Origin of the sequence: Cellulomonas sp. PhB143 (assembly GCF_003752595.1) — a bacterium.
In the GTDB taxonomy this organism is placed as follows: Bacteria; Actinomycetota; Actinomycetes; order Actinomycetales; family Cellulomonadaceae; genus Paraoerskovia.
The window spans coordinates 267,763-281,095 of sequence record NZ_RKIJ01000009.1 but is presented as its reverse complement, the minus strand read 5'-3'; the positions used below and the strand labels follow the sequence as shown (position 1 = coordinate 281,095).

General features: G+C 74.3%; 13 protein-coding genes and 1 pseudogene. 7 read left to right on the top strand and 7 right to left on the bottom strand.

Translation table 11 applies throughout. The annotated features are described in order from the left end of the window. Nucleotide 1: 1 nt before the first annotated feature. Both EDF32_RS02715 and EDF32_RS15065 read left to right on the top strand, forming a co-directional pair. Nucleotides 2-766: a glycosyltransferase family A protein gene (locus EDF32_RS02715; protein ID WP_123307241.1), complete on the top strand. Its 765-nt coding sequence runs from the start codon at nucleotides 2-4 to the stop codon at nucleotides 764-766. Continuing rightward, nucleotides 759-1,474 (top strand): annotated as a pseudogene (locus EDF32_RS15065) (DUF4396 domain-containing protein). Before EDF32_RS02715 ends, EDF32_RS15065 begins: the two are co-directional and overlap by 8 nt. 13 nt (nucleotides 1,475-1,487) lie before the next feature. Here EDF32_RS15065 and EDF32_RS02705 read toward each other — a convergent pair. From EDF32_RS02705 to EDF32_RS02690, 4 genes are read right to left on the bottom strand one after another with little or no spacing between them, the layout of a single operon-like run. Further along, entirely contained in the window at nucleotides 1,488-2,225 is a 738-nt protein-coding gene (locus EDF32_RS02705) for a response regulator transcription factor (RefSeq protein WP_123306976.1), read from the bottom strand. After that, nucleotides 2,222-3,499 carry a sensor histidine kinase gene (locus EDF32_RS02700; RefSeq protein WP_148061553.1) on the bottom strand — a complete coding sequence of 426 codons (1,278 nt, stop codon included), beginning with the start codon at nucleotides 3,497-3,499 and terminating at the stop codon, nucleotides 2,222-2,224. Before EDF32_RS02700 ends, EDF32_RS02705 begins: the two co-directional genes overlap by 4 nt. Nucleotides 3,500-3,521: 22 nt before the next feature. Next, the gene (locus tag EDF32_RS02695) at nucleotides 3,522-4,367 is read right to left on the bottom strand and encodes an ABC transporter permease (protein WP_123306974.1); all 846 of its coding nucleotides are present in this window, start codon (nucleotides 4,365-4,367) and stop codon (nucleotides 3,522-3,524) included. Continuing rightward, the gene (locus EDF32_RS02690) at nucleotides 4,364-5,305 is read right to left on the bottom strand and encodes an ATP-binding cassette domain-containing protein (protein WP_123306973.1); all 942 of its coding nucleotides are present in this window, start codon (nucleotides 5,303-5,305) and stop codon (nucleotides 4,364-4,366) included. The genes EDF32_RS02695 and EDF32_RS02690 overlap by 4 nt, the downstream gene beginning before the upstream one ends. A gap of 298 nt (nucleotides 5,306-5,603) precedes the next feature. Between EDF32_RS02690 and EDF32_RS02685 the strand changes: the two genes are divergently transcribed. Next, on the top strand, nucleotides 5,604-6,497 hold the full coding sequence (locus EDF32_RS02685; protein ID WP_123306972.1) for a Bax inhibitor-1/YccA family protein: 894 nt from the start codon (nucleotides 5,604-5,606) through the stop codon (nucleotides 6,495-6,497). A gap of 133 nt (nucleotides 6,498-6,630) precedes the next feature. On the opposite strand, the gene EDF32_RS02680 is transcribed toward EDF32_RS02685, so the two are convergent. Beyond that, on the bottom strand, nucleotides 6,631-8,541 hold the full coding sequence (locus tag EDF32_RS02680; protein ID WP_123307240.1) for a glycoside hydrolase family 15 protein: 1,911 nt from the start codon (nucleotides 8,539-8,541) through the stop codon (nucleotides 6,631-6,633). Between the two features lie 260 nt (nucleotides 8,542-8,801). On the opposite strand from EDF32_RS02680, the gene EDF32_RS02675 reads away from it, so the two are divergent. Genes EDF32_RS02675 through EDF32_RS02665 form a run of 3 tightly spaced genes read left to right on the top strand, consistent with a single transcriptional unit; the run spans nucleotide 8,802 to nucleotide 11,214 of the window. Further along, nucleotides 8,802-9,206 carry an FKBP-type peptidyl-prolyl cis-trans isomerase gene (locus EDF32_RS02675; RefSeq protein WP_123306971.1) on the top strand — a complete coding sequence of 135 codons (405 nt, stop codon included), beginning with the start codon at nucleotides 8,802-8,804 and terminating at the stop codon, nucleotides 9,204-9,206. Between the two features lie 11 nt (nucleotides 9,207-9,217). After that, a complete protein-coding gene (locus EDF32_RS02670; protein ID WP_199734797.1) occupies nucleotides 9,218-9,769 on the top strand; it encodes a gluconokinase in 552 nt (183 codons plus the stop codon). Next, the gene (locus tag EDF32_RS02665; protein ID WP_123306970.1) at nucleotides 9,769-11,214 is read left to right on the top strand and encodes a GntP family permease; all 1,446 of its coding nucleotides are present in this window, start codon (nucleotides 9,769-9,771) and stop codon (nucleotides 11,212-11,214) included. The genes EDF32_RS02670 and EDF32_RS02665 overlap by 1 nt, the downstream gene beginning before the upstream one ends. Nucleotides 11,215-11,226: 12 nt before the next feature. Here the strand turns inward: EDF32_RS02665 and EDF32_RS02660 are convergent, their stop codons facing one another. Continuing rightward, a complete protein-coding gene (locus EDF32_RS02660; RefSeq protein WP_199734810.1) occupies nucleotides 11,227-12,384 on the bottom strand; it encodes a methyltransferase in 1,158 nt (385 codons plus the stop codon). A gap of 230 nt (nucleotides 12,385-12,614) precedes the next feature. On the opposite strand from EDF32_RS02660, the gene EDF32_RS02655 reads away from it, so the two are divergent. Then, nucleotides 12,615-12,896 (top strand): SelT/SelW/SelH family protein, encoded by a 282-nt coding sequence (locus EDF32_RS02655; RefSeq protein ID WP_370449908.1) that lies wholly within the window; start codon nucleotides 12,615-12,617, stop codon nucleotides 12,894-12,896. 28 nt (nucleotides 12,897-12,924) lie between these two features. Here EDF32_RS02655 and EDF32_RS02650 read toward each other — a convergent pair whose 3' ends face one another. Further along, nucleotides 12,925-13,326 (bottom strand): DUF5997 family protein, encoded by a 402-nt coding sequence (locus tag EDF32_RS02650; RefSeq protein WP_123306967.1) that lies wholly within the window; start codon nucleotides 13,324-13,326, stop codon nucleotides 12,925-12,927. Nucleotides 13,327-13,333: the final 7 nt, after the last annotated feature.

Sequence of the window (13,333 nt, the reverse complement as noted above, 5' to 3'; positions counted from 1 at the left end):
CGTGAGCGTCTCCGTCGTCGTCCCGGTCCGCGACGACGCGGTCGCGCTCGAGCGCTGCCTGGCGCTCCTGGCCCGGCAGAGCCTCGCGCCGCTCGAGGTCGTCGTGGTGGACAACGCGTCCTCGGACGACTCGGCGGCCGTGGCCCGCCGCTGGGGCGCCGTCGTCGTCGCGGAGCCGCGCGTCGGGATCCCCGCCGCGGCGGCCTGCGGCTACGACGCGGCGCGGGGCACGGTGATCGCCCGTCTCGACGCGGACTCGTGCCCCGGCCCGGACTGGGTCGCGACGATCGCCGCGCGGATGGGCGCCGAGCCGGGCCTGGACGCGCTCACCGGCGTCGGCCGCTTCGTCGACCTGCCGGCGGGGCTGCGCGCCCCGGTGTGCGCGGCCTACCTCGGCGCCTACTACGGGCTCACCCGCCTCGCCGCCGGGCACACGACGCTGTGGGGATCGAGCATGGCGGTGCGCCGGGCGGCGTGGCTCGCGGTGCGCGACGACGTCGTGCGCGACGACCCGGAGGTGCACGACGACCTGGACCTGGCTTTCCGGCTCGGGCGCCGGCACACCGTGCGGCTCGACCGGTCGCTGCGTGTCGGGGTCTCCGCGCGCTCGCTGCGCGGCCGCGGCCAGCGCCGCCGGCGCGTGGAGCGCGCGTGGCGCACGCTGCGCATCAACTGGGCGGTCGCGCCGCCCTGGGAGCGGTGGCGCGCGAGCACGGCGGCGCGTGCTGGCCGGCGGCGGGTGCGCCAGGCGGGCGCCGATGCCTGAGTTCCCCGAGACGCTGCGGACCGTGGCGGTCGTCTCCCTGGTCGCCGGCGTCCTGTGCGCGGCGCTGATCGCCCTCGACGAGTCCCGCCGCCCGCAGCGGATGTGGATCATGAACGCCGTCTGGCCGCTCACGGCCCTGTTCGGCAGCGTGCTGTGGCTCGCGGGCTACCTGGTGTGGGGCCGCGCCCCCCGGCGGGGCGCGGGCGACCGGCCCGGGGGCGGCGAGCAGCCGTTCGCGGTCGCCGTCGCGAAGGGATCGAGCCACTGCGGCGCGGGGTGCGCGCTCGGCGACCTGGTCGCCGAGTGGCTGGCGTTCGCGTTCCCGGCCGTGGCGGTCTGGTTCGGCTGGCACTCGCTGTTCGCGGAGAAGATGTACGCCGTGTGGGTGCTGGACCTGCTGCTCGCGTTCGGTTCGGGATCGCCTTCCAGTACTTCACGATCGCGCCGATGCGGAACCTGTCGCTCGGCGCGGGGCTGCGTGCCGCGGCGAAGGCCGACGCGCTGTCGATCTCCGCGTGGCAGGTGGGGATGTACGGGGTCATGGCCCTGGTCCAGCTCGCCTGGTTCGGGCCGGCGTACGGCGGGACGGCGCCCGTGGACAGCCCGGAGTTCTGGTTCGCGATGCAGCTCGCGATGCTCGCGGGGTTCGTGACGAGCTACCCCGTGAACTGGTGGCTGGTCCGCTCGGGCGTCAAGGAGCGCATGTGACGCGCCGCCGCCCTCAGGAGCCGGGCCGGGCCACCCCGGTCTCGTAGGCGAGGACGACGGCCTGCACCCGGTCGCGCAGGCCCAGCTTGCCGAGCACCCGCCCGACGTGCGTCTTGACGGTCGCCTCCGAGAGCGTGAACCGCTGCGCGATCTCCGCGTTCGACAGCCCCTCGCCGAGCGCCGCGAACATCTCCTTCTCCCGCTCGGTCAGCGCCGCCAGGCGGGGGTGGTCCGTCCCGGTGCCCGACGGCGCGCCGCCGGCCGAGCCGTCGCCCGGGTCGTCGGGCAGGCGGTCGGCGAAGAGGTCGAGCATGCGCCGCGTCACGCGCGCCGAGACGGCGGCGTCGCCGCGCGCGACGGACCGGATCGCCGCGACCAGGTCGGCCGGCCGGGCGTCCTTGAGCAGGAACCCGCTCGCGCCGGAGCGCAGCGCCGCGAACGCGTACTCGTCGAGGTCGAACGTGGTGAGGATGAGGACCTTGGCCCGCGGGTCCTCCGCGAGGATCGCCCGGGTCGCGGCGATCCCGTCGGTGCCGGGCATGCGCACGTCCATGAGGACGACGTCGGGGCGCAGCTCGCGCGCGCGGGCGAGGGCCTGGGCGCCGTCCCCGGCCTCGCCGACGACCTCGATCCCGTCCTCGGCGGCGAGGATCATCCGGAAGCCCATGCGGATCAGGGCCTGGTCGTCGACCAGCAGCACGCGCACCGGCGCCCCGTGGGCCGCCGCGGCTGCTCCGGCACCGGCGCTCATGCGCGGTCCAGGGGCAGGACGGCGCGCACGCGCCACCCGCCCGGGATGGGCCCGGCCTCGACCGTGCCTGCGTGCACCGCGGCCCGCTCCCGCATCCCGGCGATCCCTCTTCCCGATCCGATGGTCGACCTGCCCGCTGCCGCGCCGTCGCTCGCCGGCGCGCCGGCCACGTTGGCGACGACGATCTCCAGCTCCGTGCCTCCCGCCCGTACCGCGAGGCTCACCTCGACCCGCGGCGCGAGCGGCGCGTAGCGCAGCACGTTCGTCAGCGACTCCGTCACGATACGGTGCGCGGCGAGCCGGACGCCGTCGTCCAGCTCCCGGACGGGCCCGGACCGGGTGAGGCGCACGGGCAGGCCCGCCGTCCGGAAGGTCTGCACCACGTCGTCGAGCGACCCGGGCGCCCCGGTCGGGGCGAGCGGCGCGGCCTCGCCGTCGGGCGCGCGCAGCACGCCGAGCACCCGGCGCACGTCCGTCAGCGCGGTGCGGCCGGTCTCCGAGAGCTCGTCGAGCGCGCGGGCGGCGAGGTCGGGGTCGCTGCGCCCGAGCGCCTTGGCGCCGTCCGCGAGGGCGACCATCACGGTGAGGCTGTGGGCGACGACGTCGTGCATCTCCCGGGCGATGCGCGCCCGCTCGCCCGCGGCGGCCAGCTCCGCGCGCTGGTCGCTCTCGCGGGCGAGCGCCTGCGACTGCTCGACGATGTCGGCGACCTGCTGGCGCCGGGCCCGCACCCCGGCGCCGCTGGCGAGGCCGATCAGCACGATGACGACGGCGATCGTCGCGTTGGCGATCCGGGCGGCGGTGATGTCCCCGAAGGGCATCGACGGCGGCACGACGTCGGAGCCGTGCACGGGGACCACCTGGTCCGCCAGGAGGGTGGGCAGCGCGAGGGACAGCACGAACCACCCGACGACGAGCCACGCCGTGCGGGGCCGGCGCGCGACCGCGACAGAGTACGTCGCGAACCCGCTCGCGAGGTCGAACCCCGAGCTGCCGTGGCCGGTGAGGATCGTCGCGCAGCCGAGCACCCCCACGGCCGCCGCGACGGCGAGCGGCCGGCGCCGGCGCACCGCGAGGGCGCACGCCCCGGCCGCCGCCGCGAGGGCCAGGAGGACCGCGGCGGCGCCCGCCGCGGCCGCCACCGACTGCATCGACCCGAGCAGGAACACCGCGACGACGACGACGTCGCTCACGCCGGGGTGCTGTGCCAGGTACCGGCGCAGCGGCCCGAGCCGGCGCACCTCGAGCGCGGTGATCGGGGGGTGCGCGCTCATCCCGGTCACGCCGCTCTCCGGGTCAGGCGTCCCGGCGCTTGACCACGACGTTCGCGGCGACCATCGGCACGACGGCCCAGGCGACCATCACGAGCAGGCCGGGCACGGGGTCCAGGGTCTGGGCGCCGCCGCTCATCGCGGCGGAGACCGTCATGAACGACGTCCCGGCGTTCGACGGCAGGTACTGCGCGATCGACTGGACCGTGTCGTTGGAGATGAGCGAGAGGATCGGGGGAGCGACGAACACGAGCGCGACGACGGTGAAGATCGAGCCCGCCGTGCTGCGGATCAGGCCGGCCAGCCCGAGGGCCATGAGGGCGCTGAGCACCAGGTACGCGACGGTGCCGCCCGCGACCTGCAGGGAGTCGGAGCTGCCCAGGTCGGGGAGCATGTCGGAGCTGTTCAGGAACGGCCACGCGACGAGGTAGGCGACGACGACCCCGACGACCGCGACCACCAGGGAGACGACGAGCAGCACGAGCGCCTTGGCCCAGACCGTGGCGGAGCGGCCCGGGTCCGCGGCGAACGTCGAGCGGATCATGCCGCTGGAGAACTCGTTGGTGATGGTCAGCACGGCGAGGACCGCGAGGACGAGCTGGGCGAAGGTGGTCCCGCTCGTGACGAGCTCCATCGGGGCGGGGGTGCCGCCCGACTGGGCGGCGAACTCCGGGTCGTCCGAGAAGCTCGTGAAGGTCCACGACGTCAGGAGGGCGATCAGCGCCATCACGACGACGGTGCTGGCCACGACCCACCACGTGGAGCGCAGCGTGCGGAGCTTGATCCACTCGGAGCGGACCGTCCCGGCGAAGGTCAGGCGGATCCCGGTCTCGCGGGGCGTGGGCCGCGCGGCGGCGTCGGTGGCGGTCATCGTGCGGCTCCCTCGGTGCTGGTGGTGGGCTCGGTGCTGCCCGTCGTGTACTCGACGGAGTCGGCGGTGAGCGCCATGTACGCCTCCTCGAGGGTCGACGTGCGGGGCGTGAGCTCGTGCAGCACGAGCCGCTCCGCCGCGGCGAGCTCCCCGATCGCGGGGGCCGCGAGACCCGTGACGACCAGGGCGCTGGGCTCGTCGCTCGTCACGGTCGCGCCGCGCTCGCGCACCAGGGCGCTCAGCCGCGTCGCGTCGGGCGTGCGCACGAGCACGGTGCGCTGGGACTGGCCGTCGATGAACTCGCCCACGGGGGCGTCGGCCAGGATGCGCCCGCGCCCGATGACGATGATGTGGTCGGCGGTGAGCGCGACCTCGCTCATCAGGTGGCTCGAGAGGAACACGGTGCGGCCCTCGGCGGCGAGGTGCTTGGCGAGGTTGCGCACCCACAGGACGCCGTCGGGGTCGAGGCCGTTGACGGGCTCGTCCATGATCAGCGTGCGCGGGTCGCCGAGCAGCGCGGTGGCGATCCCGAGCCGCTGGCCCATGCCGAGCGAGAACCCGCCGGCGCGCTTGCTCGCGACGCTGCGCAGCCCGGTCATCTCGATGACCTCGTCGACGCGGCGCCGGCCGATCCCGTGCGTGGCGGCGAGCGCCTGGAGGTGGTGGGCGGCGGAGCGGCCCGGGTGGATGGCCTTGGCCTCGAGCAGCGCGCCGACCTCGCTCAGCGGCGCGCGGTGCTGGGCGTAGGGCTTGCCGTTGACGGTGACGGTGCCCGACGTGGGGCGGTGCAGGCCCATGATCATGCGCATCGTCGTGGACTTGCCCGCGCCGTTGGGTCCGAGGAACCCGGTCACCTGGCCGGGACGGACGGTGAACGACACGTCGTCGACCGCGGTCTTCGTGCCGTATCTCTTGGTCAGGCCCTGGGCCTCGATCATCGCTCGCGCTCCTCGGGGTGGTCTGGTGCAGGTCGCGTGCCCGTCGCGTGCAGGTTCTCGGCCCGCGCAGCCGGCCCGACCGACACTAGGCGCCCGCGGACGCCGGCGCGCCATCACCGGGGCGGATCTCCGGGCTCCCGGCGTACGCCGCAGGGATGACGCGGGCGCCCGCGGCTGCGCACTGCGGCCGATGCCCGCCCCGCGACCGGGCCCCTAGACTCGGTGTACGAGGCCAGCGAGACGTCCCGCGACAGGTGCCGGCCGGGTACCCGGCGGGACGCGCGACCAGGAGGACTTGATGAGCAACCCCGTGTTCAACAGCAGCCCGGTGTTCGGGGACCCGAACGCCCAGCAGCAGCGTGGCCGCGCCGGGACGGCGCAGCAGGGCGGCGCGCGCGGCCAGGTGCCCGGGTACGGCACGCCCGGCGGGCAGTCCGCCTACGGCACCCCGGGCGCGTACGGCGCCGGGCCGGCCACGACCGACGCCGCGCAGCTGAACGCCATGTACGACGCCCCGTCGGCGACGACGGCGCAGACCAAGCGGCTCACGTACGACGACGTCATCATCAAGACGGGCGGCCTGCTCGCCCTGCTCGTGGTCGTCGCCGCGGCCACCTGGGTGCTGGCGCCGGGGCTGTACATCCTCGGCGCGATCGCCGGGCTCGTGCTCGGCCTGGTCAACGCGTTCAAGCGCGAGCCCAGCCCGCTGCTCATCACGCTGTACACGATCGCGCAGGGCATGTTCCTCGGCGGGATCAGCGCGTTCTACGAGGCGTTCTACTCCGGCGTCGTGCCGACGGCGGTCGTCGCGACCGTGTGCACGTTCACCGCGTCGCTGCTGCTGTTCCGCTCCGGCAAGGTCCGCGTCACCCCGAAGTTCACGAAGATCCTGCTCATCGGGCTCGTCGGCTACCTGCTCTTCTCGATCGTCAACGTCTTCGTGCTGATCTTCGCGCCGGGGATGGGCGAGTGGGGCCTGCGCGGCGGCGCCATCGGGATCGGCGTCAGCCTGATCGCCGTCGTGCTCGCCGCGATGTCGCTGATCATGGACTTCGACTCGATCAAGCGCGGCGTCGAGCACGGCGTGCCCGCGAAGTACGCGTGGTCGGCGGCGTTCGGCCTGATGGTCACGCTGATCTGGCTGTACACGGAGTTCCTGCGGCTGTTCGCGATCCTGCAGGGTCGCGACTGACCGTAGGGTCCAGCAGCCCCCGTAGCACCTGCACGACCCCACAGAACAGCGGACCCGCCCCGACGGCCATCTCCAGGCCACGTCGGGGCGGGTCTTTCTGTGCGCTGTGCGGCGCCCAGGCTGTCCAGCGGGCTCAGGACTGGTTGGCGGCCTCGAAGTAGTGGCCGTCGACGAGCCCCTCCTCGGCGCGGATCACGTGCATGACGGCGTTGATCAGCGCGAGGTGGGTGAAGGCCTGCGGGAAGTTGCCGAGGTGGCGCCCGGAGCGCGGGTCGATCTCCTCGGCGTACAGGTCGAGGGAGCTGGCGAAGGACAGCAGCCGCTCGCACAGCCGCTGCGCCTGCTCGAGCTCGCCGATCTCGACCAGCGCCGAGACGAGCCAGAACGAGCAGATGGTGAACGTCCCCTCCTCGCCGGCGAAGCCGTCGTCGGTCTCCTCGACGCGGTAGCGCAGCACGAGGCCCTCCTCCGTGAGCTCGTCGGCGATCGCGAGGACGGTGGCACGCACGCGCTCGTCGTCGGGCGGCAGGAACCGCAGGAGCGGGACGAGCAGGAGCGAGGCGTCGAGCGCGTCGGAGCCGTAGCGCTGGACGAACACGCCCCGCTCGTCGACGCCCTTGGCGCACACGTCCGCGTGGATCTCGTCGGCGAGCTTCTGCCACTGCTCGGCGAAGTCGTGCTCGTCGTACATCCGCGCCAGGCGCGCGCCGCGGTCCATCGCGACCCAGCACATGAGCTTGCTCGACGTGAAGTGCTGCATCTCGCCGCGCACCTCCCAGATCCCGCGGTCGGGCAGGTGCCAGTGCTTGGCGGCCTCCTCGACCTGCTGCTTGAGGATCGGCCAGAGCGACTCGGGCAGCTGCTCGCGCGACTTGGCGTGCAGGTAGACCGAGTCGAGGACGGCGCCCCACACGTCGTGCTGGCGCTGGTCGTAGGCGGCGTTGCCGACCCGGACCGGCTGGGCGCCCTCGTACCCGCTCAGGTGGGGCAGCTCGAACTCCTCGAGCCGCTCCTCCCCGCCGACGCCGTACATGATCTGCAGCTCCTTGTTGTCGCGGCAGGCGTCGTGGATGAACGCGAAGAAGTCGTTCGCCTCGCGGTCCAGGCCGAGCGTGTACAGGCCCCACAGGGCGAACGTCGAGTCGCGGATCCACGCGTACCGGTAGTCCCAGTTGCGCTCGCCGCCCGGGGTCTCCGGCAGGGACGTCGTCGCCGCGGCGAGCAGGGCGCCCGTCGGCGCGTACGTCAGGCCCTTGAGGGTGAGCGCGCTGCGCTGGAGGTAGTTGCGCCACGGGTGGTCGGGGAACGAGCCCTGCGTGATCCAGTCGCGCCAGAACTGCTCGGTGCGCCACATCGCGTCAGCGGCCTCGCGCCAGCCGTCCGGGGCGGGCAGGGGCGACCACGACATCGCGACGAAGTGCGCGTCGCCCTTGGACATCCGGGTGCGCCCGTGCGCGCGGCGGCCCTCGATGCCGAGCCGCAGGCTGCTGGTGATCCGCAGGTCCGGGTTGCGGGCGTCGAGGCTCGGGGACACGACCGACGAGTAGCCCTCGCCGTCGTACTGCCAGTGGCCCTCGTGCCGGGCGTAGTCCGGCATCGGCTCGCAGACCACCTCGAGGTCGACGGCGCCGCTGACGCACTTCACGGTGCGCAGCAGGACGTGCTCGGAGTCGTCGTCGGTCGGGGTGCGGCGGTGGGTCTGGGAGCGCTCGGCCACGTTGTGCCACGGCCCCATGACCATCGCGTCGCGCACCTGCAGCCAGCCGGTCGAGGTCTGCCAGGTCGTCTCGAGGATCAGGGTCCCGGGCAGGTAGCGGCGCGCCACGGGCACGCGGACCCCGTAGGGACCGACGCGGAACGAGCCCGCGCCGCGGTCGAGGATCGCCGAGAAGACGCTGGGGGAGTCGGGGCGCGGCAGGCACATCCACTCGACGGACCCGCTCGGCGCGACGAGGGCGTTGGTCTCGCAGTCGGACAGGAACGCGTACTCCGCGATCGACGGGAAGGTGCTGCGGCCCTCGGTCGGCTCGGGTCCGTAGTCCATGCCGCTCACGCTGCCCGGCCGGGGGCGTGGCTGGCCGTGCCCGAGGGGGCCGTCCGCGGCGACGCGCTGCGGCACCGGAGGGGTGCTGGTCGGTTCGGCAGGTACGTGGGACATGCCTCCAGCGTGCTCCCGGCGCGACGCCTTTTCCACGCAGGCCGCGCCCGGGCGAGGTGAATTAACACGGTCGTCACACCGCCCGTAGGCTGGCCGGGCACCGTCGCGGGCCCGCGACGGTGCGGCTCCGACGAGAGAGGCACCCCATGGCACCCGCACTTCCCGAGGCGTCCGGCACGTTCGGCGACAAGCCCGCGCTCAGCTTCCCCGAGGGCGGCGCCCCCGAGGGCCTGCACGTCCAGGTGCTCGAGCAGGGCGACGGCCGCGTCGTCGCGAAGGGCGACACCATCGTCGTCCACTACTACGGCCAGGTCTGGGACGGCGGGATGTTCGACAACTCCTACGACCGCGGCGCGACCATCGACTTCCCCATCGGCGTGGGCGCCGTCATCGGCGGCTGGGACCAGGGCCTGGTCGGGCAGAGCACCGGCTCGCGCGTCCTGCTCTCGATCCCGCCGGAGCACGGGTACGGCACGCGCGGCGTCCCGCAGGCCGGCATCGGCGGCGGGGACACGCTCGTCTTCGTCATCGACCTCGTCGACGTGAAGTAGGGCGGGCCGCCATGGACGCCGCCGACGACGCCGGGGTCCCGGGCCGGGCCGGCAGCGACCCGGTGCACGTCGTGCTCATGGGCGTCGCCGGCTCCGGCAAGACGACGCTCGCCGAGCTGCTCGTCGCGCGCACGGGCTGGGCCTCGGCGGAGGCCGACGAGTTCCACCCGGCCGCCAATATCGAGAAGATGAGCGCGGGCCACCCCCTCGACGACGAGGACCGGTGGCCATGGCTGCGCGCGATCCGCGACTGGCTCTCGGAGCGCACGGACGCCGGCGAGAGCGCGGTCGTCACGTGCTCCGCCCTGCGCCGCAGCTACCGCGACGTGCTGCGCGAGGCCCGCGGGGGCGTGTGGTTCGCGCACCTCGACGGGCCCCGTGCGCTCCTCGAGGAGCGGATCGGGCACCGGTCCGGGCACTTCATGAAGCCGGAGATGCTCACCAGCCAGCTCGAGACCCTCGAGCCGCTCGACCCGGACGAGGACGGCGTCGTGCTCGACGTCGCGCGTCCGCCCCAGGAGCTCGCCGACGAGGTCCTGGCCCGTCTCGCGAAGGAGCACTGATGCTCGATCTCGTCGCCGCCACCGCCCTGCCGGCCGCTCTGCAGGCGGCCGACCCGGAACGCACCACCGACGCCGGCACGACCCAGCTCGTCGTGGCCGCCGTCGTCGGCATCGCCGTCATCATCGTCCTGATCGTGTGGCTCAAGCTGCACCCGTTCCTCGCGCTGACGCTGGGCTCGGCGGTCATGGCGATCGTGGCCGGGGTCGACTACGTCTCGGCGTTCGACTCCTACACCACCGGCATCGGCGAGACCGTCGCGGGCGTCGGCACGCTCATCGCGCTCGGCGCGATCATCGGCAAGCTGCTCATCGACTCCGGCGGGGCCGACCAGGTGGTCGACACGATCCTCGCGAAGACCGGCACGAAGCGCCTGCCGTGGGCGATGGCGCTCGCCGCGTTCGTCATCGGCATCCCGCTGTTCTTCGAGGTCGGCGTCGTCCTGCTCATCCCGGTCGTCATGCTCGTCGCCCGGCGCAGCAAGGTCTCGCCGATCCTCGTGGGCATCCCGGCGCTCGCGGGCCTGTCCGCCCTGCACGGCCTCATCCCGCCGCACCCGGGCCCGCTGCTCGCGATCGACGCGCTGGGCGCGAACCTCGGCCTCACCCTGGGGTTCGGGCTCATCGTCGCGATCCCGACGGTGATCATCTCGGGCCCGCTGCTCGCCCGACCGCTCGCCCGCTGGGTGCCGCTCGACCCGCCGGAGACGATCCTCGGCGTCGGGGAGCGCTCGGGCGGGGGACCGGGGGAGGGCTCGGGGGACGACGACGCGCCCGCGCGCCGCCCGTCGTTCGCTGCGTCGATCGCCGTCATCCTCCTGCCCGTCGTCCTCATGCTGCTGCGCACCGTCGTCGACGTCGCCGAGGTCGACGACTCGACGGTCGGGAAGCTCCTCGTCTTCGTCGGCACGCCGCTCGTGGCGCTGCTCATCACGTCGCTCGTCGCCCTCGTCGTGTTCGGCACCGCGGTGGGGCGCACCCGCCAGCAGGTCTCGGACCTCGTCGGCTCCTCGTTCGCCCCGATCGCGGGCATCCTGCTCATCGTGGGCGCCGGCGGCGGATTCAAGCAGACGCTGGTGGACACCGGCGTCGGCGACGTCGTCGCGTCGGGCATCGCGGACTGGGGGATCCCCGTGCTGCTCGCCGGCTGGCTCGTCGCGGTGCTCATCCGCGTGGCGACCGGCTCGGCGACGGTCGCCACGATCACCGCCGCGGGGATCATGGCGCCGCTCGCGGGCGACCTCACCGACACCCACGCCGCGCTCCTCGTCCTCGCGATCGGCGCCGGCTCGGTGTTCCTCTCGCACGTCAACGACGCGGGGTTCTGGCTGGTCAAGGAGTACTTCGGGATGACCGTCGGGCAGACGTTCAAGACGTGGTCGCTGATGGAGACGGTGCTGTCCGTGACGGCGATCGTCGTCGTGATGATCCTGGGGGTGGTGGTCTAGCGGCGCGGTGGTCTAGCGGCGTCGGCTGCGGGTCAGCGTGAAGCGCTTGTCCCGCGCGACCTCCGTGGTCGGCCCGACGGCGCGGTCCAGCGCGGCCCGGTAGCGCAGGTGCGAGTTCCACACGGTCCACAGCTCGCCGCCGGGCCGCAGCAGCCGGGCGGCGGCCTCGAACATGCGGTGCGCGGCGTCCGTGTCGACCGCCGCTCCCGCGTGGAAGGGCGGGTTGAGCAGCACGACGTCGGCGCTCGCGGGCTCGAGCGTCGAGCCGACGTCGTCGCGCAGGACGCGCACGCGGGCCCGGACGCCGGCGGCCCGGGCGGTGGCGGCCGCCGAGCGGACCGCGGCGTCGGAGGCGTCGGTGGCCACGACCTGGGCGCCGGGGCGCACCGTCGCGAGGGCCGTGGCGAGGATCCCGGTGCCGCACCCGAGGTCGACGCCGTCGAGCGGGGCGTCGTCGGGCGTGCTCGCGGCGACCTGGTCGAGGCGCTCGAGCAGGAACCGGGTGCCGAGGTCGAGACCGGAGCCCGCGAACGCGCCGCCGTGGGCGACGACGTCGAGCGGGAGGACGCGGCCCGCGCCGGTGGGGACGTCGACCCGCGTCGTGACGGGGAACGACGCGGGGCGTGCGCCGTCGACCGGCCGCACGCCGCGGGCCACGAGGACCCGGGACTTCTGGCGCGCGAGCGACGCCGACACGTCGTCGAACGAGGCGGCGAGGACGTCGTTCATCGCGCGGGTCATGTGCTTGAGGCGCCCGCCCGCGAGGACGACGACGTCCGGGTGCGCGGAGGCGGCGACCGCCTCGGCGATCTCGGTGAGGGCGGCGAGCGAGCGGGGGAGCTGCAGGAGGACGACGCGGGCGCCGTCGAACGCCTCGGGGCCGAGCGGGAGCGAGGCGTACCGGTCGGCGAGGCCCGCGGCGCGGGCGTTGGCGGCGAGCGCCGTCTCGCCCGTCACGAGGTCCTGGTGGACGCGGATCCCGTCCAGGTCGTGGGCGAGGGCCGCGCCGAGCGTCAGCGCGCCGAACCGGTCCTCGACGACGACGACGTCCCCGGGCGCGGCGCCGGCGAGCTCGGGGGCCGCGAGGTCGAGCAGGAGCCGGTCGGTCGCGTCGACGGCGACGAGCGCGCTGGCGGTGCGGTCCTTCGGCGCGTCGGGGTGGCGGCGCAGGCCGGCAAGGAGGCGCTCGACGGCGTCGGGCTGCGGGGTGCTGCGGGGCTGCGGGGCGTCGTCGGGCGGGCCGGGCTGCGGGGGAGTGGTCACGGGACCATCCTCCCCGACTGCGTCTCGGCGGGCGCGGGGGCGGGCGCGGGGCGGCCTTCTGGCAGGCTGGGGCCGTGAGCGCGACGGACGAGACGGCAGGCCCGGCGGGGACGGGAGACGAGCGCGGCGGCGCACGGGTGGAGATCACCTACTGCACGCAGTGCCGGTGGCTCCTGCGCGCGGCCTGGATCGGTCAGGAGCTGCTGACGACGTTCGGCACCCGGCTGGGCGAGGTCGCCCTCGTCCCCGGTACCGGCGGGGTGTTCCGGGTGCGGATCGACGACGACGTCGTCTGGGACCGGGCGGTCCAGCGGGGCTTCCCGGAGATCCCCGTGCTCAAGCAGCTGGTGCGCGACCGGGTCGCGCCGGAGATGTCGCTCGGGCACACCGACCGGGCCGCCGCGGAGCCGACGCCTTAGCAGTCGGACGGCTCAGCAGTCGGACGGCTCAGCGGTTGCCGCGCTGCTTGGCGCGCTCGGCCCGCTCCTGCTCGTCCTTGATGCGCTCCTCCTCGGCGCGGACGCCCTCCTGGACGGTGCGCTCGCGCACGAGCCAGGTCGGCGGGTCCTCGCGCAGCGCGTTGATCTCCTCGGTCGTGAGGGGCTCCGTCACGCCGCCGCGCGCGAGGCCCGCGATGGAGACACTCAGCCGGCCGGCGACGACGGGGCGGGGGTGCGGGCCGTTGCGGCGCAGCTCGCTGAGCCACTCGGGCGGGTTCTTCTCGAGGTCCTCGAGCTGACCGCGCGTGATCAGGCCCTCCTGGAACTCGGCGGGGGTCGCCGGCAGGTACACCCCGAGCTTCTTGGCCGCGGTCGCGGGCTTCATGGTCTGGGACGCCTGGGAGGTCATGTGCCCA